This is a genomic window from Pseudomonas putida (assembly GCF_002906855.1).
In the GTDB taxonomy this organism is placed as follows: domain Bacteria; phylum Pseudomonadota; class Gammaproteobacteria; order Pseudomonadales; family Pseudomonadaceae; genus Aquipseudomonas; species Aquipseudomonas putida_N.
On the sequence record NZ_MINI01000038.1, the window covers coordinates 24,908 to 45,312 of the forward strand.

The following is a 20,405-nucleotide window of genomic DNA, read 5'->3' on the forward strand; positions in this document are numbered from 1 at the left end:
TCAGCGTTTGGCGGCTTCGCCAACCAAGGCAGCTTCCTGCTTGTCCGCCATCAGCGAGGCGTAGTACTGCTCGCCCTTGGCGGCGTCGTACATGCCTTCCCAACGCGCGATCACCAGGGCCGCCAGGGCGTTGCCGATCACGTTCAGGGCAGTACGCGCCATGTCCATGATGCGGTCGACACCGGCGATGAAGGCCAGGCCTTCCAGCGGGATGCCCACACTGCCCAGGGTCGCCAGCAGCACCACGAAGGACACGCCCGGCACGCCGGCGATGCCTTTGGAGGTGACCATCAGGGTCAGCACCAGCAGCAGCTGCTGGCTCCAGGACAGGTCGATGCCGTAGAGCTGGGCGATGAAGATGGCCGCGATGCTCTGGTACAGGGTCGAACCGTCGAGGTTGAACGAGTAACCGGTCGGCACCACGAACGAGCAAATCGACTTCGGCGCACCGTACTTTTCCATCTTCTCGATTACGCGCGGCAGCACGGTCTCGGAGCTGGAAGTGGAGTAGGCGAGGATCAGCTCATCTTTCATGATGCGCATGATCTTGATCACCGAGAAGCCGAACAGGCGTGCTACCAGGCCCAGCACCATGAAGGCGAAGAAGGCGATGGCGAAGTACACCAGCAGCACCAGCTTGGCCAGCGGCAGCAGCGAGCTGAAGCCGAAGTTGGCAACGGTCACGGCGATCAGGGCGAACACGCCGATCGGGGCGTAGTTCATGATCATGTGGGTGACCTTGAACATGGTTTCCGACACGGCCTGGAAGGTCCGCACCAGCGGCTCGCGCAGGTCGGCCTGCAGGCTCGACAGGCCGAGGCCGAACATCACCGAGAAGAAGATGATCGGCAGCATTTCGCCACGCATCAGCGCTGCGAAGATATTCGACGGGATCAGGTTCAGCAGGGTCTCGATGAACGCGTGCTCATGCTGCACTTCGGCTGCGGTGGCCTGGTACTTGGAGATGTCGACGGTACCCAGGGTACTCATGTCGATGCCGGCGCCCGGGTGGAACAGGTTGGCCAACACCAGGCCGACGACGATGGCGATGGTGGTCACCACCTCGAAGTAGAGGATGGTCTTCAGGCCGATGCTGCCCAGTTTCTTCGCATCGCCAACCCCGGCGATACCCACGATCAGCGACGAAATCACGATCGGGACGACGATCATCTTGATCAGGCGAATGAAGATGTCACCGGCGGGCTGGAGGACGTTGCTGATCCACCAGGCCTTTTCCGCGCTGAAGTGGTTCAGCAGCGCGCCGACTGCAACGCCCAGGAGCAGACCGATGACGATCTGCCAGGCGAGGCTCAATTTTGCCTTCTTCATGTCTTTACCCTTTGTTCTAGTGGTCACGGGTACCGACCGGAAAAGCGCGTAACAGAGCCGTTGGCAACGTCACGGGGAGCTTTTGGCTTCCGTCCGGGGACCTCGTGTAAGGACACCGCGAGCGAGCGACAGGGCGCTCGGGCCAGCGAAAAAGGCGGCAACTATTGCGATGGGGAAGGCTGAAATCTAATGCCGGAAACGCATACCCCATGCCGATTCGGCATAGGCATTCAAGTCAAAATACGCCGCACGTAAGTCATTGATTTATAACGTTCGGAAATCCGAACAAGACCAAACCGCCATATTTCGGCAGTTTTGGCGGTATGCAGGGGAGGATGAAGACGGCCTGTTCGACAATCCGAATGGCCGAAATGCCACTTGGGCGACCGCCATACCGGGCGAAAAAAAAATGATGTACGGTCAAGACAAAATGTGTCTTGGAGGTGAGCACCTGAAAGGAATCAGCAAAAGGGGAGATGGCGCCTCGGAAGCCAGGCCCGGTTGCGGTGTTTGTCAGACACACCCGACCTGAAGCTTCCGATTCTGCCTTTTCCTGACCCGGCCCAATGCTGGAGGTACTCCCTGTACCCCTAGGCCACTCCGATCCTGCAACAATCAGAACAGCCCGGCCCCCTGGTCATGCGCTGCCCCTCCTCGGGGCGGCGCATCATAGAAGCGAGAAAGATAAAAAGGTTCCGCTTCCATTACATGACAGCGCGCGACCGCTGGTCAGTACCAATTCGGGTCACGCTTGAGTTGCTCCTGCAACATCGCCTTCATGCCGTCGTCCGGCTCACCCAGCCAGCGGTACTGCGCATGGCGGGTTGGCGATTTGTCACTCGGCAAGCCTTCGGGCACTTCCACCAGCATCCCGTAGGCGTCGTCCTTGTCCCAACTGAACGCGACGATCAGGCGCTTGTAAGTGCAGTTCTGCGGTGACTCGCACAACGGGCCGACCAGATACTTGTCGCCGTCTTCGGTCACTGCGGACATCTGCTCCTGGCCGCTGCCGCTCAGGTTGATCACCCAGTCAGGCAAGCGTTCCTCGCCCTTGATCGTGTCTTGCCAAGTTTCCCGGTATTCGGGGTCCGAGCCGAGCAACTGCTCGACACGGACCTGGCCATCATTGGCCGCCAGCACCGCTGCACTACCGCCCGACATCAAGGCAGCGGCAGCCAGGGCTGCATATAGCTTCCTGCTCATTTTCAACCTCGACCACGTCCAAAGAAGAAGGAAGCTACGAACAGGACCAGGAAGACAATGAACAGGATCTTCGCGATACCCGTAGCGGCGCCAGCGATACCACCGAAGCCGAGCACAGCGGCAACAATGGCGATGATGAGGAAAGTGACAGCCCAGCTAAGCATGATGCTTCTCCTTTCTTTTTTGAAATCGGTCAGGCCAGCGTCTCAGAACACCCAGCGCTGCTGGGGCGCGACGTTATCCACAGTGGCCGGAGAGTTATTGGCGGCAGGCCGCTGCCCTACAGGCTCGGCGGCTTTTACCAAGGTGTTGGCGCGGCTTGCCTGAATCTGCGTCAGCAGCGCGGTTTGCGCTGCCACCTGATCGGCCAGGCGCGCGGTCTGCCAGCTGTAATAGAAGAGGCCAGCGGCCAAGGTCAGCAGCAACGCCATGCCAAGGATCAAGAACTGGCGCACAGGCAGTGCGGCATTCAGCGAGCGGTTGACGGATTGGCGGTTCATGCCGGCTTCTCCTGCTGTAATTTTTCTGTTCAAACCTGAACAAGTATTTGCAGCCTGCATGCCAGCCCGGCAATTCAAATAAAATGCTTATAAATCAATCACTTAACCGTATTGCACAATGCCGTTGAGGACGTATCCTGCACGATGCCCCTGCTGGGGTCGTGCGAATTGCACGATTCAACCCTCGACCTTGATCGCCACTTTCAGCAGATCGGCGTCGACGCCCCGCACCCCGGTGATCTGGCTGGCGATATCCACTGCGATGGTCTTCTGCTCGCTGCTGACCACCTCACCGGTCAGCCGGACCATGCCTTGTTCGCTGGCCACCTTGATGTTCAGGCCGTCCAGATTGCGGCTGAAGCGCAAGCTGGTCTGAATCTTGTCGACCACCCAGCCGTCGCTCGGCTGCGGCCCGCTCGAAGCGTCAACGGGGGTTTCCCTTGCCTTCGCCATGGCTGCGGAGTCCATGCTGACGAGGTTGTTGACCAGGTGCACGCCGTCGGTGGTGCGCGCCACCACGCCCGCCAGCTCCTTGGCCTCGGCACTGTCGACTTTTCCACGCAATGTCACTACGCCGTTTTCGCTTTGCACCTCGATAGGTGATTTCTGCGTGGCCTTGCTCCACAGCAATCGGGCGCGGATCACCGCCGCCAAGGTCGCATCCTCCAACCGCTGGGCGTAGGCACGCAGCTCCAGCGGGTGCTCGACCAGTTCGGCGTTGACCCGCAACTGGTTATCGACCTGCTCGATACCCCGTGTGGCCAGGGCCACCTGCTCGGCCAGCTCACGCTCGACGCCGTTCTCGACTTCACCGGAAAGGCGAGCCCGCTGGCCATCGACCTGGACCTTGATGCGGAACGGGTTGAGCATCTGGTTGAGGGCCAACGCGGTTTGCAGCGAGCCCTCCAGGCGAGCGTCCTGAACAGGGTCGGCTGACGCAGGCGTGCAAACGGACAGTAGGGTGACCGCCAACACGACCATTCGGATGGTAGGGGACACAGGAGTACCTCCTTTAAATGGCAAAAGCAGAAAATCGTCGCAACCAATGTGCCAGCGCGCAGCTCTAAGAAAATCATCGAGATATCCGGCATTACGGTACGGCTTGGCCATTAGCTAGCATGCAAAGGACAGATTCCTTCACAATTGACCGTGCAACTTGCCCGATTTTTCCCACACTAATTGAAGAACTATCCGAAGGAGCGCAGGAAATGGAATCAGCCCAGGACAACCAAGGCCGCATTCTGCTGGTGGATGACGAGTCCGCGATCCTGCGCACCTTCCGCTACTGCCTTGAAGACGAAGGCTACAGCGTGGCTACGGCCAACAGTGCTGCGCAGGCCGAGGCCTTGCTGCAGCGCCAAGTGTTCGACCTGTGCTTCCTCGACCTGCGCCTGGGCGAGGACAACGGTCTCGATGTGCTGGCGCAGATGCGTATTCAGGCACCCTGGATGCGCGTGGTGATCGTCACCGCCCATTCGGCGATCGACACTGCCGTCGATGCCATCCAGGCCGGTGCCGCCGATTACCTGGTCAAACCCTGCAGCCCCGACCAGCTTCGCCTGGCCACCGCCAAGCAGTTGGAAGTCCGTCAGCTCTCTGCGCGTCTTGAGGCCCTTGAAGGCGAAGTGCGCAAACCCAAGGACGGCCTCGACTCGCACAGCCCGGCGATGATGGCCGTGCTGGAAACCGCCCGCCAGGTGGCCACCACCGATGCCAACATCCTCATTCTCGGCGAGTCGGGTACCGGCAAGGGCGAGCTGGCCCGCGCCATCCACGGCTGGAGCAAGCGGGCCCGCAAGGCCTGCGTGACCATCAACTGCCCGTCGCTGAACGCCGAACTGATGGAGAGTGAATTGTTCGGCCATACCCGCGGGGCATTCACCGGCGCCAGCGAAAGCACCTTGGGTCGCGTCAACCAGGCGGACGGCGGCACGCTGTTCCTCGATGAAATCGGCGATTTCCCCCTGACCTTGCAGCCCAAGCTGCTGCGCTTCATCCAGGACAAGGAATACGAGCGGGTAGGCGACCCGGTCACCCGACGAGCCGACGTGCGCATTCTCGCCGCGACCAACCTCAACCTTGACGACATGGTGCGCGAGAACCGCTTTCGCGAAGACCTGCTGTACCGCCTGAATGTCATCACCCTGCACCTGCCGCCGCTGCGCGAGCGCAGCGAGGACATCCTGACCCTGGCAGACCGCTTCCTGGCCCGCTTCGTCAAGGAATACTCACGCCCGGCCCGTGGCTTCAGCGAAGAGGCGCGCAGCGCGCTGCTCAACTACCGCTGGCCGGGCAACATCCGCGAGCTGCGCAACGTGATTGAACGCGCCAGCATCATCTGCCCCCAGGAGCGCGTGGAAATCAGCCACCTGGGAATGGGCGAACAACCGGCAGGCAATGCGCCTCGGGTAGGCGCAGCCTTGAGCCTGGATGAGCTGGAACGCGCGCACATCGGCGCCGTGCTGGCTACCAGCGACACTCTCGATCAGGCTGCCAAGACCCTCGGTATCGACGCCTCCACGCTCTACCGCAAGCGCAAGCAGTACAACCTGTGAGGCTGCCGATGAAGCTGCGCACGCGGCTGTTCCTCAGTATCTCGGCCCTGGTGACCGTGGCCCTGCTGGGCTTGTTGCTGGGGTTGGTGAGCGTGCTGCAGATGGCCACGGTGCAGCAGCAGTCAGTGCGCGAAACCACCAGCGCGCTGGAAGTGGGCCTGAAGCTGCGGCAGAACCTCGGCGAACAACTGACCCTGCTACTGGACGAAAACACCGCTCGGGACAACCTGCGCCCCCTGCAGGACAATTTCCAGGAGCTGCTCAACCAGGGGCTGGCGCAAGGCGGTGAGCGCACCGGCTTCAGCAAGGCCAGCAGCAACTACCAGGCCTTCATCCAGGCTTACCGCGACAGCCCGGCGCCAGCCCGCAGCATGGGCGTTGAACAACCACTGGGCGCAGCATTCAACCAGGTGCGTACCGACCTGATCGACTCGCACAAACAAGCCCTCGACTTCATGACCCGCAGCGAAGAGCACACCCGTGACCGCGCCCTGCTGGTCAGCGGGATACTCAGCCTGGTGGGGCTGGTGGTGCTGGTGCTTGGTTTCGTCACTGCGCACAACATCGCCCGCCGCTTCGGCCAGCCGATCGAAGCCTTGGCCAAGGCCGCCGACCAGCTCGGCAAGGGTGATTTCGACATCACCTTGCCGGTCACCCAGGCCATCGAGCTGAACCAGCTGACACGCCGCTTCGGGCTGATGGCCGACGCCCTGCGCAAGCACCAGGCAACCAATGTCGATGAACTGCTGGCTGGCCAGCAGCGTCTGCAGGCTGTGCTCGACAGCATTGACGATGGTTTGCTGATCATCAACCGCCAAGGGCAGCTGGAGCACCTCAACCCGGTCGCCCAGCGGCAGCTGGGCTGGAGCGACAGCCGGGTCGGCAGTGGCCTGGCCGAGGCCCTGCAGCGCCCGGAGCTGGAGCAACAGCTGCGCCAGGTACTGCGCGGTGGCAGCCTGGATCGGCCACCGGCAGACCTGAGCATCGAGGTTGATGAAGAATCTCGCCTGCTGACCTACAGCCTGACCCCCGTCAGTCACCCGCAAGGGCCGATTCTGGGCGCGGTAATGGTCTTGCACGATGTCACCGAGCAACGCGCCTTCGAACGTGTGCGCAGTGAGTTCGTGCTGCGTGCTTCCCATGAATTACGCACACCGGTCACAGGCATGCACATGGCATTCGGCCTGCTACGCGAGCGCTTGAAATTCCCGCCCGAGGCTCGCGAAAGCGATCTGCTGGAGACCATCGGCGAAGAAATGCAGCGCCTGACCCAACTGATCAACGACCTGCTCAACTTCTCGCGCTACCAGAGCGGCCTGCAGAAGCTCGAGCTTGCCCCATGCGCCATCGACGAACTGCTCGACAGGGCGCAGACGCGCTTCAGCGAACTGGCCGCCAACAAGCAGATCGAGCTGATCAAGGCCCTGGAACCACCACTGCCGCGTATCCAGGCCGACGTGGCGCAACTCGACCGGGTGCTGGACAACCTGCTGCACAACGCCATCCGCCATACCGCCAGTGGCGGGCGGATCCGCCTGCATGCGCGGCGGCACGCGGAGCGGGTGATCATCAGTGTCGAGGACAATGGTGAAGGCATTGCCTACGGGCAGCAGGGGCGGATCTTCGAACCGTTCGTACAGGTGGGGCGCAAGAAAGGCGGCGCCGGGTTGGGGCTGGCACTGTGCAAGGAGATCGTGCAGTTGCATGGCGGGCGCATGGGCGTGTTTTCCCGGCCAGGACAGGGCACGCAGTTCTACATGGCCCTGCCAGTCTGACTTTATCCGTGCTCAAGGCTCATCATCGATCCGCGCCCGCCGTGGTTGCCGGCCGCGGGTCACCAGCTCGGCGAACTGCCGGGCATTGAGCGGATGGGCAAACAACCAGCCCTGCCCGTAATTCACCCCCTCGCTGTTGAGCAGCACCGCCTGCGCCTCGCATTCGATGCCCTCGGCAATCACCCGCAGGTGCAGGTCATGGGCCATGCGAATGATATGCGGCGCCACACCGCTGCTGGCGGCGTCGTGGCCCAGGGCATCGATGAACGCTTTGTCGATCTTCAGGCAGTCCACCGGCAAGGTCTGCAGGTAGGCCAGGCTGCAATAGCCCGTGCCGAAGTCGTCGATCAGCACTTGATGCCCGACCGCACGCAGGGCTTGCAGATTATCCCGCGCCACCACCACGTCGATCAGCCCGCGCTCGGTGACTTCAAAGGCAATCTGGCTGGCAGCGACGCGGTGCAATGCCAGCAGTCGCGCTGCCACCCGGCCAATGCGCGGCACCATCACATCGCAGGCCGCCAGGTTCACCGAGATGTAAAGATTGCGATGTGAGCGCAGCAGCTGACCCAGTTGCTCAAGCACGCGTTGCAGCACGAAATCGGTGATCTGGCGGATCTGCCCGGTGTTTTCCGCCAGTGGAATGAACAGATCCGGGCTGGTCAGCGAACCGTCCGGGCGGCGCCAGCGCACCAGGGCCTCGGCACCAACGCAGCGACGGCTGTCAAGCTCGATGATCGGTTGATACAGCACCTGCAGCTCGCCCCGGCGCAAGGCATTCTGCAGTTCCGAACTCATCGAACGCCGCTGCAGGATCAGCTGCAGCACCAGCCAGCCGATGCAGCAGGCCGCCAGCACACTGCCCGGGAACAGCAGCCAGAGCATGCCGTTCATGCGTAAAGGCAGGCTGGCCCGCGGTGCAATCAGCACCAGTTGGTAGTCCGGCGACTTGGTCGGCATCCGATAAACCAGCCGATCGCGCAGTTCGAACAAAGCCTTCTGGCTGGGCGGTGGCCAGCCACTGGTCGGCGGCCAGGCCTGGGGCGGGCCCAGCACAGGGATTGCACGGGTGCCATTATCCAGCACCACCAACAAGCTGCCACCCGGTGGCAGATCGACCACATCAGTCAGGTGCCCACGTGAGGTGGAAACCAGGAAGTTGCCCCGCGCCAGCATCAAGGCAGCAAGGTTTTCGTTGGGTTCAGTGGTGGTATTGAGCCAGTAGCTATAGGTCGGGCCCTGGATATCCGGCGCGCGCGTTGGCACGAAAGCCCTGGCCCCACCCCGGTTGGAGCAGGCGACATTGGCATCCACATAAGCTGCTTCATAAATGAAGCGCGAACCCAGGCCGACCTGCTGCAACACCGAGATCATCGCCGGGCTGCAGCCGCGCAGCGACTGCGCCTGCAGTTCGTCGACGCCCTCGCGCAACTGGCCGAACACCTGCTCCAGGCGGTCGAGAAAGCGCTCGCCCTGGGCGTTCATCTGCGCGCTCTCGCTTTCCTTCATCTGCTGCAGCGCAATACCGATGCTGGCGGTCAGCAATACTGCGGCGCTGGCCAACGCTGTCAGGGAGGCCAGCATCCAGGGGCGGTAAAAAAATTGGCGCAATGCAGAAATCAGGGCAGACATGGGCAGCATCCAGTTGATTAACAAGGTATAGCAACTGGAATGAGAATCGGCTTTGCCGTTTGGCGCCCGAATGCAACTCTCTTTAACGCATGCGGTTGAGCACCGATAACATGGCTGCGGTCTGCGCGTCCGGCATGCCGTCGAAACGCTGCGGACGGAAGTGCATCTGGAAGGCGGCGATGACGTTGCGCGTGGCGACATCGAGCTGCCCGGTCTGCTCGATGGCATAGCCAAAGCGCGCCAGTTCCTGCTGGTACCAGCCGATGGTCGGTGGGTTGAGGTTGAAATAGGCCTGCTGGCGCGCTACGGCATTGGCTTCGGGCCAGACGCCGAGGCCTGCATCCGCCAGACGCTTCCAGGGGAACAACGGGCCAGGGTCGAGCTTGCGTGCGGGGGCGATGTCGCTGTGCCCGATGATGTGCCGCGGCTCGATGTTGTTGCGCTTGACGATGTCCTTGAGCAAGGCGATCAACGACTGGATCTGCGCCTCGCTGTAGGGGTACCAGACGCGGCCATTGGCGGTATCGTCGAACCCTGGGTTGACGATCTCGATGCCGATGGAGCTGGAGTTCAGCCAGGTCCGCCCCTGCCACTGGCTGTCACCGGCATGCCAGGCGCGACGGTTCTCGTCGACCAGCTGGTAGACCGTGCCCGGGCCGTCGCCAATCAGATAGTGGGCGCTGACCTCGCCATGGGTCAGCAATGCCAGCGAACGCTCCAGCGAAGCATTGGTGTAATGCAGGACGACGAATTGGATACGGTTGTCCTGATTGGCGGAAGGGTGGCTGCGGTCGATGCGCAGGCCGGTAGAGCATCCGGCAAGAATTAGGAGCAGAAGCCCGGCAAAAAGCGTTTTCATGGCAGAGGAGCACATCGTTAGGGTCATTGACGACAGTGCTACAGTATAACGTGCTCCTCCGGTTTGCGTGCTTCCGCCGGCGAAATGTCAGAGGCTGCACATCACCAGGAACTCCAGCGAGTTGTCAGCGCTCGCCCCCTGCTTGTCGACCAGCTGGGTCATCACATCGACCTTCTCGGCCAGAGGCTTGCCAATCACCTTCGCTTGCCCATGCAATTGCCGCTCATAAGTGCTGGCATCGATTGGCGAAACACTGCAAAAGCCGGGGTCCTTTTGCACGATTCGCGTGTTCAGCTTCAGCTTGTACAGGCTGAAGTAATTATCCTGTGGCAGGTGATCGACTTCGGTTATCCACTGCGGCCACTGCCTGAGCACCTTGCCATCTGCCGACACATGGGCCGTCAACAGGTCATCATTGGCGAAGGCGGCACCCTGGAAAGCCGCGCCCAAGGCGAGCATCACGAGACCATTTCTCATCTTCATCTTTCTACTCCGGTCTGATCGACTTTGCCGGCCTGAAAATCAGGTAGGCGGGGTCTCATTGTCAGAATCAGGCAGGGATTGGATGGGGTATCTATTTACGCCGACAGTACGCGATTGCGGCCTTGGTCCTTCGCGCGGTACAACGCAGCATCGGCGCGCTTGAGCACCTGATCGCCACGTTCGCCGGAGCGGAAGGCGCTCAAGCCGATGGATGTGGTGATGACCACGCGTTCACCCTTGAAATGGAACGGGCAGGCCTCGATCGCCGCGCGTAGCGCTTCGGCGACTTGGGCAGCGGTTGCAGGAGACGTCTGCGGCAGCAGCAGCACGAACTCTTCGCCGCCGAACCGGGCGATGAAATCACGTGCGCGCAGGCGCTTGCGCAGCTGGTCGGCAACGATCTTCAGCACCTTGTCGCCGGCCAGGTGACCATAGCTGTCATTGATGCGCTTGAAATGGTCCAGGTCGAGGATGGCCATGGCCAGGTGACCGCCGCTTTCTTGCCAGTCGAGCATTTCGCGCTCCACCTGCTCGGTCCAGGCCGCGCGATTGGGCAAGCCCGTCAGCGGGTCGATCAACGCCTTCTGCCGCTGTTCCTCCAAGTGTTCACGATAGCCAAGCGCTTCCTGCTCCATGCTGGCGACCCGTTCGGCCAGGCCCTGCAGACGCCCGGCAAGCTCCTGCTCGCGGCGGTCACGCTCATGCTGGTGCTCGTCCATGGTGCCAAGCAGTGTTTCCAGGCGGTTTTCCAGGATGTGCTTGAGACTGTCCACATCCACGGCACCCTGCACGCTGCTTTGCAGGCCATCGACCTGTTCACGCAACTGGCTGTCCAGCTCGCGCGCGGCGGAACTGTTGTCGGCATGGCCGGCGCTGGCTTCGTGCAGGTGGCTCTGGAAGCTGTCGAGGCGTTCGTTGAGCTGCTGCAGGTAAGTTTCGAATTCGTGTTGCCCGCTGTCGGTGATCGCCAGCATGAGCACGGCCAGGTCGTCGAGGACCGGGATCAGTTCGTACCAATTCAGCCCGCGTGCCACCCGCTCACGCATTGCCAGGGCCTGGGCCTTGTGGCGTTCCGGCAGACTGAGGTCGTCCAGCAGGCCGATCAGGGTCTGTTCGATGTGCGCTGCGACCTGGCTGTACGGCGGCTCCACCGCATCGGGAAGCGAGTAGGGGCCATCCTCACCGAACACTTCTTCGAGTGTCGCCGGCATCGGGACTGCCGGCTGCTCAGGCTGTTCCTGCAGGTCGGGAGCTTCGTCTGCCTGCGGCTCAGCTTCAGACTGGACCACTACCGGTTGTTCAACGGTATGTGGCTCTGAAATCAACTCCGGTTGCGCAGCTTCCTCAGGCTCCGGGGCCGGTGCGGCGGCAGCCAGAGGTTGCAGCTCGTCCGCATCTCGCGGCGGCAAGTCCACCAGTACAGGCCCATCCGGCTGCGGCTGGGCTTCGGCCGGCGCTATTTCAGGCGCAGGTTGCGCAGGCTCAGCGGCTTCTGGCTGGGGCTCGTTGTCGCGGTTACCGAACAGGCGCTGCAGAAAGCCTGGCCGGGCCTCGTCATCCGGCTTGTTCAGGGATGAAAGGGCTCGACCTTGCAGGCCACTGAGTTCACCCAGCAGCGGCGGCAACTCACGTGACTGGGCGACTCCACCATCGAGCTTCTTAGCCAGCTTTTTCAGTGGCCGGGCAACTTCACCGGGCAGCGGCAAGCCTTGCAGCTGGGTAACCAGTGCATTCAGGGCATCACTGACCTGGTTCATGCGGGTTTCCCGGCGCTGCTCGGAGTCCAGCACCGCCTTTTCCAGGCGCGGGATCAACCCGGCCAGGCCGGCGTCCATGTTGTCGCTGCGGATGACCTCGCGCATTTCCTTCATGTACTGGTCGACGACCTTGTCGCTGCCTTCGGCCGCCAAGGTGCTACGCACCAGGCCACGGCGCAGCAGGTCAAGGCGCGCGTTCCAGCGGCGTTCGAGCTTTTCCTGCTGTTCGATGCTTTTAAGGTATTTTTCTTTCCAGCGCTCGGCTTCTTCGGTCATGCCTGGATCCGCGACGGGTAATGCATCTGTGGGCTGTGTAATTACACGCTGTCGGCGCGCACCTCGAACACTTGAGGGCTTGCCGCGGTTTAGCTGATCTAGCTCAAGACCGGCAGCGTATCCACAGTCAGTGCATCAGGCAATCGGATCTCCACCGCAACGGGAAGATGGTCGGAGATCGGCTGCGCCAGCACCTCGACCCGCTCCAGGGTCAGGCTTGGGCTGAGCAGGATGTGGTCCAGGCAACGCTGCGGGCGCCAGCTGGGGAAGGTGGCTTCGACCTGAGGTGCGATCAGGCCCAGATCGCGCAGGGGAGAATGCTCGAGCAGGTCGGTGGCATGGGTATTCATGTCGCCCATGAGAACCTGATGGCGGTAGCCGCCAATCAGCTCACGGATGTAGCCCAGTTGCAGGGCGCGAGTCTTGGCGCCCAGGGCCAGGTGCATCATGACCACGATCAGCGCATCCTCACCCTCACCAAAACGCACCAGAATCGCACCACGGCCGGCCGGGCCGGGCAGCGGGTGATCTTCGAGGAGTTGCGGCTTCAGACGGCTGAGCACGCCATTGCTGTGCTGGGCAAAACGCCCGAGGTTGCGGTTGAGTTGCTGGTACCAGTATGGGAAGGAGCCCAGCTGCGCCAGGTGCTCCACCTGGTTGATGTAGCCTGAGCGCAGACTGCCGCCATCGGCTTCCTGCAGGGCCACCAGGTCGAAGTCGTTGAGCAACTGACCGATTTTCTGCAGGTTGCCGGCCCGCCCGGTGTGCGGCAGCAGGTGCTGCCAGCTGCGGGTCAGGTAGTGCCGGTAGCGCTCAGTGCTGATACCGACCTGGATGTTGAAGCTGAGCAGCCGCAGACGACCATCCTCTGGCAGGCCAGGGGCCTGCAGGTGATGCTCGTTGACCTGCGGCTGGTGCAGGCCAATGCCACGCGCGGGTCTGGAGCGGCGCATGGGGTACGCCGCTTACTTAGCGGCGCGCTCCTTGGCGATCAATTGGTCGGCAACGTTCAGCACGCCTTCCGGCCCGCCAGCGGTGCCCAGGTCGAAGCGGTACTTGCCGTTGACCACCATGCTCGGTACGCCGGTAATCTCGTACTTCTTCGCCAGTTCCTTGGCCTGGTTGACCTGGCCCTTGATGGCGAACGAGTTGAAGGTGGCGAGGAACTTGTCCTTGTCGACGCCTTGGGTGGCGAGGAAGTCGGCCATGTCCTTCGGGTCGGTCAGGCGCTTGCGCTGGTTCTGGATGGCGTCGAAGACCGCGGCATGAACTTTTTGCTCCACGCCCATGGCTTCAAGGGTCAGGAACATCTGGCCGTGGGCGTCCCATGGGCCGCCGAACATGGCCGGTACGCGCTTGAAGTTGACGTCCTTGGGCAGCTTGTCTACCCATGGGTTGATGGTCGGCTCGAAGTGGTAGCAGTGAGGGCAGCCATACCAGAACAGCTCGACCACTTCGATCTTGCCTGGCTGGGATACCGGAACAGGGTTGCTCAGCTCGATGTATTCCTTGCCGGCAGTGGCAGGCTCTGCGGCCTGGACGGCAGTCATACCGAAGACGCTGGCAGCGACCAGCGCGGCGCTGAGAATCAGTTTACGCATGCTTTACTCCTGAGCATTCATTGGTCGCCTCGACGCGACCTGTGCTGTGACCGGTGGCGAAGGGCCCGAGTTCTGTAGTGTAACGGCTGCGGACAGAAAAAAGGGCGGTCTGCGCCGCCCTTTCATCTTTAGCGTTACAGCATTAACCGAATGTTAATGCAGGCCCTGGATGTAGCTGGCCAGCGCTTCGATCTCATGGTTGCTCAGCTTGCCGGCAATCGTGCGCATGGTCATCGCATCGCCGTCGTTGGTGCGGTTGCCTTCGCGGAAGTCGGTGAGCTGCTTGGTCACGTACTGTGAATGCTGGCCGCCCAGGTGCGGGAAGCCGGCGAGGGCGATACCCGCGCCATTGGGCGAGTGGCAACCGGTACAGGCAGGCATGCCTTTCTCAAGATTGCCGCCATTGAACAGCGCGCGGCCGCGCTCGACCAGCTTGGGATCGGCGGCACCAACGCTGCCTTTCTGGCTGGAGAACCAGGCGGCGATATCGGCCAGGTCCTGGTCACTGAAGTTGGCCAGCATGCCGGTCATCTCCAGCACGGTGCGCTTGCCCGACTTGATGTCGTGCAGTTGCTTTTCCAGATAGCGCTGGCCCTGGCCGGCCAGTTTCGGGAAGTTCGGCGCCAGGCTGTTGCCGTCCGGGTTGTGGCAGGCACCACACACGGCAGTCTTGGCCTGGCCAGCGGCGGCATCGCCTTTGATGGGTTGCGCAGCAGTGGCCGCACTTGCGACACCCAGGGTCAACAGCAGACTCACGACTAGTTTGTTCATCAGCTAATCCAACACGGCTAAGGGTGAAATGTTATGTATCGGGACTGCCGCTCATCCAAAGGATGACCAAACGGTAGTCCTCGGCACTGCAGTCCATGCACAATCCACGCGGCGGCATAGCCTTGAAACCCTGGGTAACATGCACCACCAGTTGCTCCATGCCTTGCGCCAGCCTTGGCTCCCAAGCTGCCGGGTCACCCTTCTTGGGAGCCTGTGGCAACTGCCCGGCGTGACAGGCCGCACACGTGCGGTTGTACAACGCCTCGGGATCCTGTGTAGCCTGTGCGCTGAAAAACGGCAGGAACATACCGACAGCTAGCAGCCATTTCGCCATGCGAAACGACCTGACAGGGTTGGGGGACGCGCTGCGTTCTGATGCGCGAGCTATTGTTCGACACCCCATGCACATTCCCCTTCGCTGGGAGAATGAGCACACAAAAACTGGGGCATTATATACTTCCGCCATCCAAACGGAAACGACACCGCTTGCCGGCCTAGGCTTTGGCAACACCCACATCGGATATCCCATGCAAGTCAATAACCCCATCCTCGGCCTCTGCCAGAGAGCCAAATTCGCCCTCAGCGCTGCCAAGGTCGAACAATGCCCGGACGACCAGGGTTACGAGGTGGCTTTTGCCGGCCGTTCCAACGCCGGCAAATCCAGCGCCCTCAATACCCTGACTCATGCCAGCCTGGCGCGTACCTCGAAAACCCCAGGGCGCACCCAGCTGTTGAATTTCTTCAGTCTGGACGATGAACGGCGTTTGGTCGACCTGCCGGGCTACGGATATGCAAAAGTCCCGATTCCGCTCAAGCAACACTGGCAGAAGCACCTGGAGGCCTATCTGGGAAGCCGTGATTGCCTGAAAGGCATCATTTTGATGATGGATGTGCGTCACCCGATGACCGACTTCGACAAGATGATGCTCGACTGGGCCAAGGCCAGCGGCATGCCGATGCACATCCTGCTGACCAAGGCCGACAAGCTGACCCACGGCGCGGGCAAGAACACCTTGCTCAAGGTGCAGTCGGAGATTCGCAAGGGGTGGGGTGACGCGGCGACCATCCAGCTGTTCTCGGCACCCAAGCGCCTGGGCCTGGAAGAGGCCTACCGGGTGCTGGCGGACTGGATGGAGCTGGAAGACAAGCCAGTAGCCTGACCTGTATCGGTCCTTGTGGGTGCCCACAGGGACCGGGACTCAAATTCCGGGCAAAAAAAACCCCGGACTTCGTATGGGGAGGGGGAAGTTCGGGGTTCAAGTCTGGACCGCTAGGGCGGGGTCCAGGTATCTGCCAACACTTAACACAACATAGGAGCATCGAAAGGCTTCACCAGCCATTCAGTTACTCTGAGTTCCACTTCACCGGTTTAGTTCCGGAGCCCTCAAAACTATTTGCGATAGTTTCATGAAACTCCCGAACCAATGGCATCGAGCCATGCCAGGATCCGCGTCACTACGCCGCAGATCCTACACATCTTTCCCAGCTCAATCAGTGAGCTTCGTCCCAATTCGAACCAACACCTGCTTCGACCACCAGCGGAACATCCAGTTGCGCGGCGTTGCTCATGTGCGTGCGGATTTCATCTTTCACCTGGTCGACCAGGTCTTCACGTACTTCCAGCACCAGTTCGTCGTGCACCTGCAGGATCACCCGTGCATCCAGGCCGCTCTCGCTCAGCCAGTTGTCAACGTTGACCATGGCGCGCTTGATGATGTCGGCGGCGGTGCCTTGCATCGGCGCGTTGATCGCCGTGCGCTCGGCGCCTTTGCGCAGGGCCGGGTTCTTGGCGTTGATATCCGGCAGGTACAGGCGGCGGCCGAACAGGGTTTCAACGAAGCCTTGCTCAGCTGCCTGGGCGCGGGTGCGCTCCATGTAGGCCAGCACGCCTGGGTAGCGCGCGAAGTAGCGGTCGATGTAATCCTGCGACTGCTTGCGGTCGACGCCAATCTGCTTGGCCAGGCCGAACGCACTCATGCCGTAGATCAGGCCGAAGTTGATGGCCTTGGCGCTGCGGCGCTGGTCGGTGGTGACGTCTTCCAGCGCCACGCTGAACACCTCCGCCGCCGTCGCGCGGTGCACGTCCAGGTCGTTGCGGAAGGCATGCAGCAGGCCTTCGTCCTTGGCCAGGTGGGCCATGATGCGCAGTTCGATCTGCGAATAGTCCGCCGCCAGCAGCTTGTAGCCGGGGCTGGCGACGAAGGCCTGGCGAATGCGCCGACCTTCGGCGGTGCGGATCGGGATGTTCTGCAGGTTCGGGTCGCTGGACGACAGGCGCCCGGTGGCGGCCACGGCCTGCTGGTAGGACGTGTGGATACGCCCGGTGCGCGGGTTGATCTGCCCGGGTAGCTTGTCGGTGTAGGTGCTCTTGAGCTTGCTCAGGCTGCGGTACTGCATCAGCACCTCGGGCAGCGGGTAGCCCTGCTCGGCCAGTTCGTCGAGCACCGCTTCGGCGGTGGAGGGCTGGCCCTTGGCGGTCTTGCTGAGTACCGGCATGCCCAGTTTGTCATAGAGAATCGCCCCCAGCTGCTTGGGCGAACCGAGGTTGAACTCCTCGCCGGCCAGCGCGTAGGCACGCTGCTCCAGTTCGGCCATCTTCACGCCCAGCTCGCCGCTTTGCACCTGCAGCAACGCGGCATCGACCAGCGCACCCTGACGTTCGATCTTGGCCAGCACCGGCACCAGCGGCATCTCGATGTCCATCAGTACTGGCTGCACGCTCGGCGTCTGTGCCAGGCGCGCCTGCAGCGCGTGGTGCAGGCGCAGAGTGATGTCGGCGTCCTCGGCGGCGTAAGGGCCTGCCTTGTCCAGGTTGATCTGGTTGAAAGTCAGCTGCTTGGCACCCTTGCCAGCGATGTCCTCGAAGGCGATGGTGGTGTGGTCGAGATACTTCAGCGCCAGGCTGTCCATATCATGACGGGTGGCGGTGGAATTGAGCACGTACGACTCGAGCATGGTGTCGTAGGCCACGCCGCGCATCTCGATGGCTGGCGAGTTGTTGGCGAGGATGTTGATGTCGTACTTGGCGTTCTGCCCGACCTTGGCCTTGGCCGAGTCTTCCAGCAGCGGCTTCAGCGCCAGCAGCACGGCCTCGCGGTCCAGCTGGGCCGGGGCGCCTTCGTAGTCATGTGCCAGGGGTACATAGGCCGCTTCATGGGGCTCGACGGCGAACGACAGGCCCACCAGCTGAGCCTGTTGGGCATCCAGGCTGGTGGTCTCGGTGTCGAAGGCAAACAGCGGCGCCTGGCGCAGCTTCTCCAACCAGGCGTCGAAGCGGGCCTGGTCGAGGATGGTTTCGTACTTGGGCTCGACGTTGGCGACCGGCGCTTCGACCACAGGGGCGACATCGCCGGCCCTGGCCGCATCGCGCTGCACATCGGCGACCCAGCTCTTGAATTCCATTTCGGTGTACAGCGCCAGCAGCGCCTCGCGGTCAGGCTCGCCGCAAACCAGCGCCTCGACCTCGACATCCAGCGGCACGTCGCACTTGATGGTGGCCAGTTCGTATGACAGGAACGCCGAGTCGCGGTGCTCTTCGAGCTTGGCCGGCAGGGTCTTGGCCCCGCGGATGGCCAGGGTCGGGACCTTGTCCAGGTTGGCGTACAGGTCGCTGAGGCCACCGCCGATTCCGGTCAGCAGGCCAACAGCGGTTTTCTCGCCGACGCCGGGCACGCCCGGGATGTTGTCGACCTTGTCACCCATCAGGGCGAGGAAGTCGATGATGTGCTCCGGGCCGACACCGAACTTCTCGTGCACGCCAGCCACGTCCAGCACACTGCCGGTCATGGTGTTGACCAGGGTCACGTGGCCGTCCACCAGCTGCGCCATGTCCTTGTCGCCAGTCGAGATGATCACCGGGCGGCCCTGGGTGGCACTGCTACGGGCGAGGGTGCCGATCACGTCATCGGCTTCCACGCCTTCGACGCACAGCAATGGGTAGCCCAAGGCCCGGACACTGGCGTGCAACGGCTCGACCTGCACGCGCAGGTCATCAGGCATGCTCGGGCGGTTGGCCTTGTACTCGGCGAACATGGCATCGCGGAAGGTCCCGCCCTTGGCGTCGAAGACCACGGCGAACAGGCTGTCAGGGTATTGCTTGCGCAGGCTCTTGAGCATGTTCAGCACCCCCTTGACCGCGCCGGTCGGCATGCCCTTGGACGTGGTCAGCGGCGGCAGCGCATGGAAGGCGCGGTAGAGGTAGGAGGAACCGTCCACCAGGACGAGGGGCGCTTGGCTCATGAGCAGAATCAACCTTTTCGGCGGGTCCGGAGCTAGAATAGCCGGATCAATGACGACAAAGGGACTAGGTTATCATGCGTACACTCAATCGCCTGTTACTGCTCGGCCTGTTGGCAACCATGCCGGTCGTCACCCTGGCGGCGGAAGACGCCCCCTCGGCCGATCCCGAGGTGACCATTCGCACGGAAGGCGATAAAACCATCCAGGAATACCGGCAGAACGGCTTCCTGTATGCGATCAAGATCACGCCGAAAAACGGCAAGCCGTATTTCCTGGTCCGCGCCGATGGCACCGATGCCAATTTCATTCGTTCCGACCAACCGGACATGCTGATCCCGTCCTGGAAGATCTTCGAGTGGTAATCTGACGCGCGCACCGTTCACATCAACCCGGCACTTCCCGGCGGAAGTGCCCGTATGGGCATTTTTTCATCATGTCAGTCTTCACCCCCGTGACCCGGCCTGAGCTGGAAACCTTTCTGGCGCCGTACGAGCTGGGCCGTCTGCTCGACTTTCAGGGCATTGCCGCCGGTACCGAAAACAGCAATTTCTTCGTCAGCCTCGAACAGGGTGAGTTCGTCCTGACGCTGGTCGAACGCGGCCCGGTCGAGGACATGCCGTTCTTCATCGACCTGCTCGACGTGCTGCACGATGCCGACATGCCGGTGCCCTACGCCCTGCGCGACCGTGACGGCAATGCCCTGCGCGAACTGTGCGGCAAGCCGGCCTTGCTGCAGCCGCGGCTGTCGGGCAAGCACATCAAGGCGCCAAACCCCCAGCACTGCGCCCAGGTGGGTGAGTTGCTGGCGCACATTCACCTGGCCACCCGCGAACGCATCATCGAGCGCCGTACCGACCGTGGCCTGGACTGGATGCTGGCATCGGGTGCCGAACTGCTGCCGCGCCTGAGCCCCGAGCAGGCTGCGCTGCTGCAACCGGCGCTGGACGAAATCACCGCGCACAAGGCGCAGATCCTGGCCTTGCCGCGTGCCAACCTGCATGCCGACCTGTTCCGCGACAACGTGATGTTCGAAGGCACACACCTGACCGGCGTCATCGACTTCTACAATGCCTGTTCCGGACCAATGCTGTATGACATCGCCATCACCGTGAACGACTGGTGCCTGGATGACCACGGCGCGATCGATGTTCCGCGTGCTCAGGCACTGCTGGGGGCCTATGCGGCGCTGCGGCCGTTCACCGCTGCCGAAGCCGAGCTGTGGCCGGAGATGTTGCGGGTAGGCTGCGTGCGCTTCTGGCTGTCGCGCCTGATTGCCGCAGAATCATTTGCCGGGATGGATGTGATGATCCATGACCCGAGCGAGTTCGAGGTGCGTCTGGCGCAGCGCCAGCAGGTGGCCTTGCACCTGCCGTTCGCCCTCTAGACCGCATCTGCTTCTTCGCGGGCTTGCCCGCGAAGAAGCCG

Annotated in this window: 19 protein-coding genes; 5 read left to right on the plus strand and 14 right to left on the minus strand. The window is 62.1% G+C overall.

Annotated features, from left to right (window positions below):
- The 5 genes from gltP to BGP85_RS12545 all read right to left on the minus strand — a co-directional run bounded on the left by gltP (position 1) and on the right by BGP85_RS12545 (position 4,013).
- Positions 1-1,329, minus strand: a complete 1,329-nt coding sequence (gene gltP, locus BGP85_RS12525; RefSeq protein ID WP_103448313.1) for a glutamate/aspartate:proton symporter GltP — start codon at positions 1,327-1,329, stop codon at positions 1-3.
- Positions 1,330-2,058: 729 nt separating this feature from the next.
- Positions 2,059-2,532 carry an inhibitor of vertebrate lysozyme family protein gene (locus BGP85_RS12530; RefSeq protein WP_103448314.1) on the minus strand — a complete coding sequence of 158 codons (474 nt, stop codon included), beginning with the start codon at positions 2,530-2,532 and terminating at the stop codon, positions 2,059-2,061.
- Between the two features lie 2 nt (positions 2,533-2,534).
- Complete coding sequence (locus tag BGP85_RS12535; protein WP_103448315.1) at positions 2,535-2,696, minus strand: DUF1328 domain-containing protein; 162 nt, start codon at positions 2,694-2,696, stop codon at positions 2,535-2,537.
- A gap of 42 nt (positions 2,697-2,738) precedes the next feature.
- On the minus strand, positions 2,739-3,032 hold the full coding sequence (locus tag BGP85_RS12540) for a hypothetical protein (RefSeq protein WP_103448316.1): 294 nt from the start codon (positions 3,030-3,032) through the stop codon (positions 2,739-2,741).
- A gap of 177 nt (positions 3,033-3,209) precedes the next feature.
- Positions 3,210-4,013, minus strand: coding sequence for a BON domain-containing protein (locus BGP85_RS12545; RefSeq protein ID WP_103448317.1), 804 nt, complete (start codon positions 4,011-4,013; stop codon positions 3,210-3,212).
- 227 nt (positions 4,014-4,240) lie between these two features.
- On the opposite strand from BGP85_RS12545, the gene algB reads away from it, so the two are divergent.
- Together algB and BGP85_RS12555 are read left to right on the plus strand one after the other, a co-directional pair.
- Positions 4,241-5,587: a sigma-54-dependent response regulator transcription factor AlgB gene (gene algB, locus BGP85_RS12550; protein ID WP_103448318.1), complete on the plus strand. Its 1,347-nt coding sequence runs from the start codon at positions 4,241-4,243 to the stop codon at positions 5,585-5,587.
- 8 nt (positions 5,588-5,595) lie between these two features.
- Positions 5,596-7,362 carry a KinB sensor domain-containing domain gene (locus BGP85_RS12555; protein ID WP_103448319.1) on the plus strand — a complete coding sequence of 589 codons (1,767 nt, stop codon included), beginning with the start codon at positions 5,596-5,598 and terminating at the stop codon, positions 7,360-7,362.
- A gap of 12 nt (positions 7,363-7,374) precedes the next feature.
- Here BGP85_RS12555 and BGP85_RS12560 read toward each other — a convergent pair whose 3' ends face one another.
- From BGP85_RS12560 to BGP85_RS12595, 8 genes are all read right to left on the minus strand, one after another.
- Positions 7,375-8,994, minus strand: coding sequence for an EAL domain-containing protein (locus BGP85_RS12560; protein WP_103448320.1), 1,620 nt, complete (start codon positions 8,992-8,994; stop codon positions 7,375-7,377).
- Positions 8,995-9,076: 82 nt separating this feature from the next.
- On the minus strand, positions 9,077-9,868 hold the full coding sequence (locus BGP85_RS12565) for an N-acetylmuramoyl-L-alanine amidase (protein ID WP_374755325.1): 792 nt from the start codon (positions 9,866-9,868) through the stop codon (positions 9,077-9,079).
- A 72-nt stretch (positions 9,869-9,940) separates the two neighbouring features.
- Entirely contained in the window at positions 9,941-10,336 is a 396-nt protein-coding gene (locus BGP85_RS12570; RefSeq protein WP_103448321.1) for a hypothetical protein, read from the minus strand.
- A 95-nt stretch (positions 10,337-10,431) separates the two neighbouring features.
- Positions 10,432-12,369 carry a GGDEF domain-containing protein gene (locus BGP85_RS12575; RefSeq protein WP_103448322.1) on the minus strand — a complete coding sequence of 646 codons (1,938 nt, stop codon included), beginning with the start codon at positions 12,367-12,369 and terminating at the stop codon, positions 10,432-10,434.
- 98 nt (positions 12,370-12,467) lie between these two features.
- Positions 12,468-13,322 (minus strand): endonuclease/exonuclease/phosphatase family protein, encoded by an 855-nt coding sequence (locus BGP85_RS12580; RefSeq protein ID WP_103448323.1) that lies wholly within the window; start codon positions 13,320-13,322, stop codon positions 12,468-12,470.
- A 12-nt stretch (positions 13,323-13,334) separates the two neighbouring features.
- Positions 13,335-13,970 (minus strand): thiol:disulfide interchange protein DsbA, encoded by a 636-nt coding sequence (gene dsbA / locus BGP85_RS12585; protein ID WP_027917191.1) that lies wholly within the window; start codon positions 13,968-13,970, stop codon positions 13,335-13,337.
- 153 nt (positions 13,971-14,123) lie between these two features.
- Complete coding sequence (locus BGP85_RS12590) at positions 14,124-14,741, minus strand: c-type cytochrome (RefSeq protein WP_103448324.1); 618 nt, start codon at positions 14,739-14,741, stop codon at positions 14,124-14,126.
- Positions 14,742-14,772: 31 nt separating this feature from the next.
- Positions 14,773-15,075: a c-type cytochrome gene (locus BGP85_RS12595; protein ID WP_027917189.1), complete on the minus strand. Its 303-nt coding sequence runs from the start codon at positions 15,073-15,075 to the stop codon at positions 14,773-14,775.
- A 193-nt stretch (positions 15,076-15,268) separates the two neighbouring features.
- Here BGP85_RS12595 and yihA point away from each other — a divergent pair, with 193 nt between their 5' ends.
- Entirely contained in the window at positions 15,269-15,901 is a 633-nt protein-coding gene (yihA, locus tag BGP85_RS12600; protein ID WP_103448325.1) for a ribosome biogenesis GTP-binding protein YihA/YsxC, read from the plus strand.
- Between the two features lie 331 nt (positions 15,902-16,232).
- On the opposite strand, the gene polA is transcribed toward yihA, so the two are convergent.
- On the minus strand, positions 16,233-18,980 hold the full coding sequence (gene polA, locus BGP85_RS12605; RefSeq protein ID WP_103448326.1) for a DNA polymerase I: 2,748 nt from the start codon (positions 18,978-18,980) through the stop codon (positions 16,233-16,235).
- 74 nt (positions 18,981-19,054) lie between these two features.
- Here polA and BGP85_RS12610 point away from each other — a divergent pair, with 74 nt between their 5' ends.
- Both BGP85_RS12610 and BGP85_RS12615 read left to right on the plus strand, forming a co-directional pair.
- Positions 19,055-19,342 (plus strand): DUF2782 domain-containing protein, encoded by a 288-nt coding sequence (locus BGP85_RS12610; RefSeq protein WP_027917186.1) that lies wholly within the window; start codon positions 19,055-19,057, stop codon positions 19,340-19,342.
- A 71-nt stretch (positions 19,343-19,413) separates the two neighbouring features.
- A complete protein-coding gene (locus tag BGP85_RS12615) occupies positions 19,414-20,364 on the plus strand; it encodes a homoserine kinase (RefSeq protein WP_103448327.1) in 951 nt (316 codons plus the stop codon).
- Positions 20,365-20,405: the final 41 nt, after the last annotated feature.

Bases quoted from the DNA above. Each gene is read 5' to 3' on its own strand.
- BGP85_RS12610 (WP_027917186.1), top strand. From the start codon at position 19,055: ATGCGTACACTCAATCGCCTGTTACTGCTCGGCCTGTTGGCAACCATG.
- BGP85_RS12590 (WP_103448324.1), bottom strand. From the start codon at position 14,741: ATGAACAAACTAGTCGTGAGTCTGCTGTTGACCCTGGGTGTCGCAAGT.
- BGP85_RS12540 (WP_103448316.1), bottom strand. From the start codon at position 3,032: ATGAACCGCCAATCCGTCAACCGCTCGCTGAATGCCGCACTGCCTGTG.
- BGP85_RS12615 (WP_103448327.1), top strand. From the start codon at position 19,414: ATGTCAGTCTTCACCCCCGTGACCCGGCCTGAGCTGGAAACCTTTCTG.
- BGP85_RS12545 (WP_103448317.1), bottom strand. From the start codon at position 4,013: ATGGTCGTGTTGGCGGTCACCCTACTGTCCGTTTGCACGCCTGCGTCA.
- gltP (WP_103448313.1), bottom strand. From the start codon at position 1,329: ATGAAGAAGGCAAAATTGAGCCTCGCCTGGCAGATCGTCATCGGTCTG.
- BGP85_RS12595 (WP_027917189.1), bottom strand. From the start codon at position 15,075: ATGGCGAAATGGCTGCTAGCTGTCGGTATGTTCCTGCCGTTTTTCAGC.
- BGP85_RS12575 (WP_103448322.1), bottom strand. From the start codon at position 12,369: ATGACCGAAGAAGCCGAGCGCTGGAAAGAAAAATACCTTAAAAGCATC.
- BGP85_RS12560 (WP_103448320.1), bottom strand. From the start codon at position 8,994: ATGTCTGCCCTGATTTCTGCATTGCGCCAATTTTTTTACCGCCCCTGG.
- polA (WP_103448326.1), bottom strand. From the start codon at position 18,980: ATGAGCCAAGCGCCCCTCGTCCTGGTGGACGGTTCCTCCTACCTCTAC.
- BGP85_RS12565 (WP_374755325.1), bottom strand. From the start codon at position 9,868: ATGTGCTCCTCTGCCATGAAAACGCTTTTTGCCGGGCTTCTGCTCCTA.
- BGP85_RS12535 (WP_103448315.1), bottom strand. From the start codon at position 2,696: ATGCTTAGCTGGGCTGTCACTTTCCTCATCATCGCCATTGTTGCCGCT.
- BGP85_RS12580 (WP_103448323.1), bottom strand. From the start codon at position 13,322: ATGCGCCGCTCCAGACCCGCGCGTGGCATTGGCCTGCACCAGCCGCAG.
- algB (WP_103448318.1), top strand. From the start codon at position 4,241: ATGGAATCAGCCCAGGACAACCAAGGCCGCATTCTGCTGGTGGATGAC.
- BGP85_RS12570 (WP_103448321.1), bottom strand. From the start codon at position 10,336: ATGAAGATGAGAAATGGTCTCGTGATGCTCGCCTTGGGCGCGGCTTTC.
- BGP85_RS12555 (WP_103448319.1), top strand. From the start codon at position 5,596: ATGAAGCTGCGCACGCGGCTGTTCCTCAGTATCTCGGCCCTGGTGACC.
- BGP85_RS12530 (WP_103448314.1), bottom strand. From the start codon at position 2,532: ATGAGCAGGAAGCTATATGCAGCCCTGGCTGCCGCTGCCTTGATGTCG.
- yihA (WP_103448325.1), top strand. From the start codon at position 15,269: ATGCAAGTCAATAACCCCATCCTCGGCCTCTGCCAGAGAGCCAAATTC.
- dsbA (WP_027917191.1), bottom strand. From the start codon at position 13,970: ATGCGTAAACTGATTCTCAGCGCCGCGCTGGTCGCTGCCAGCGTCTTC.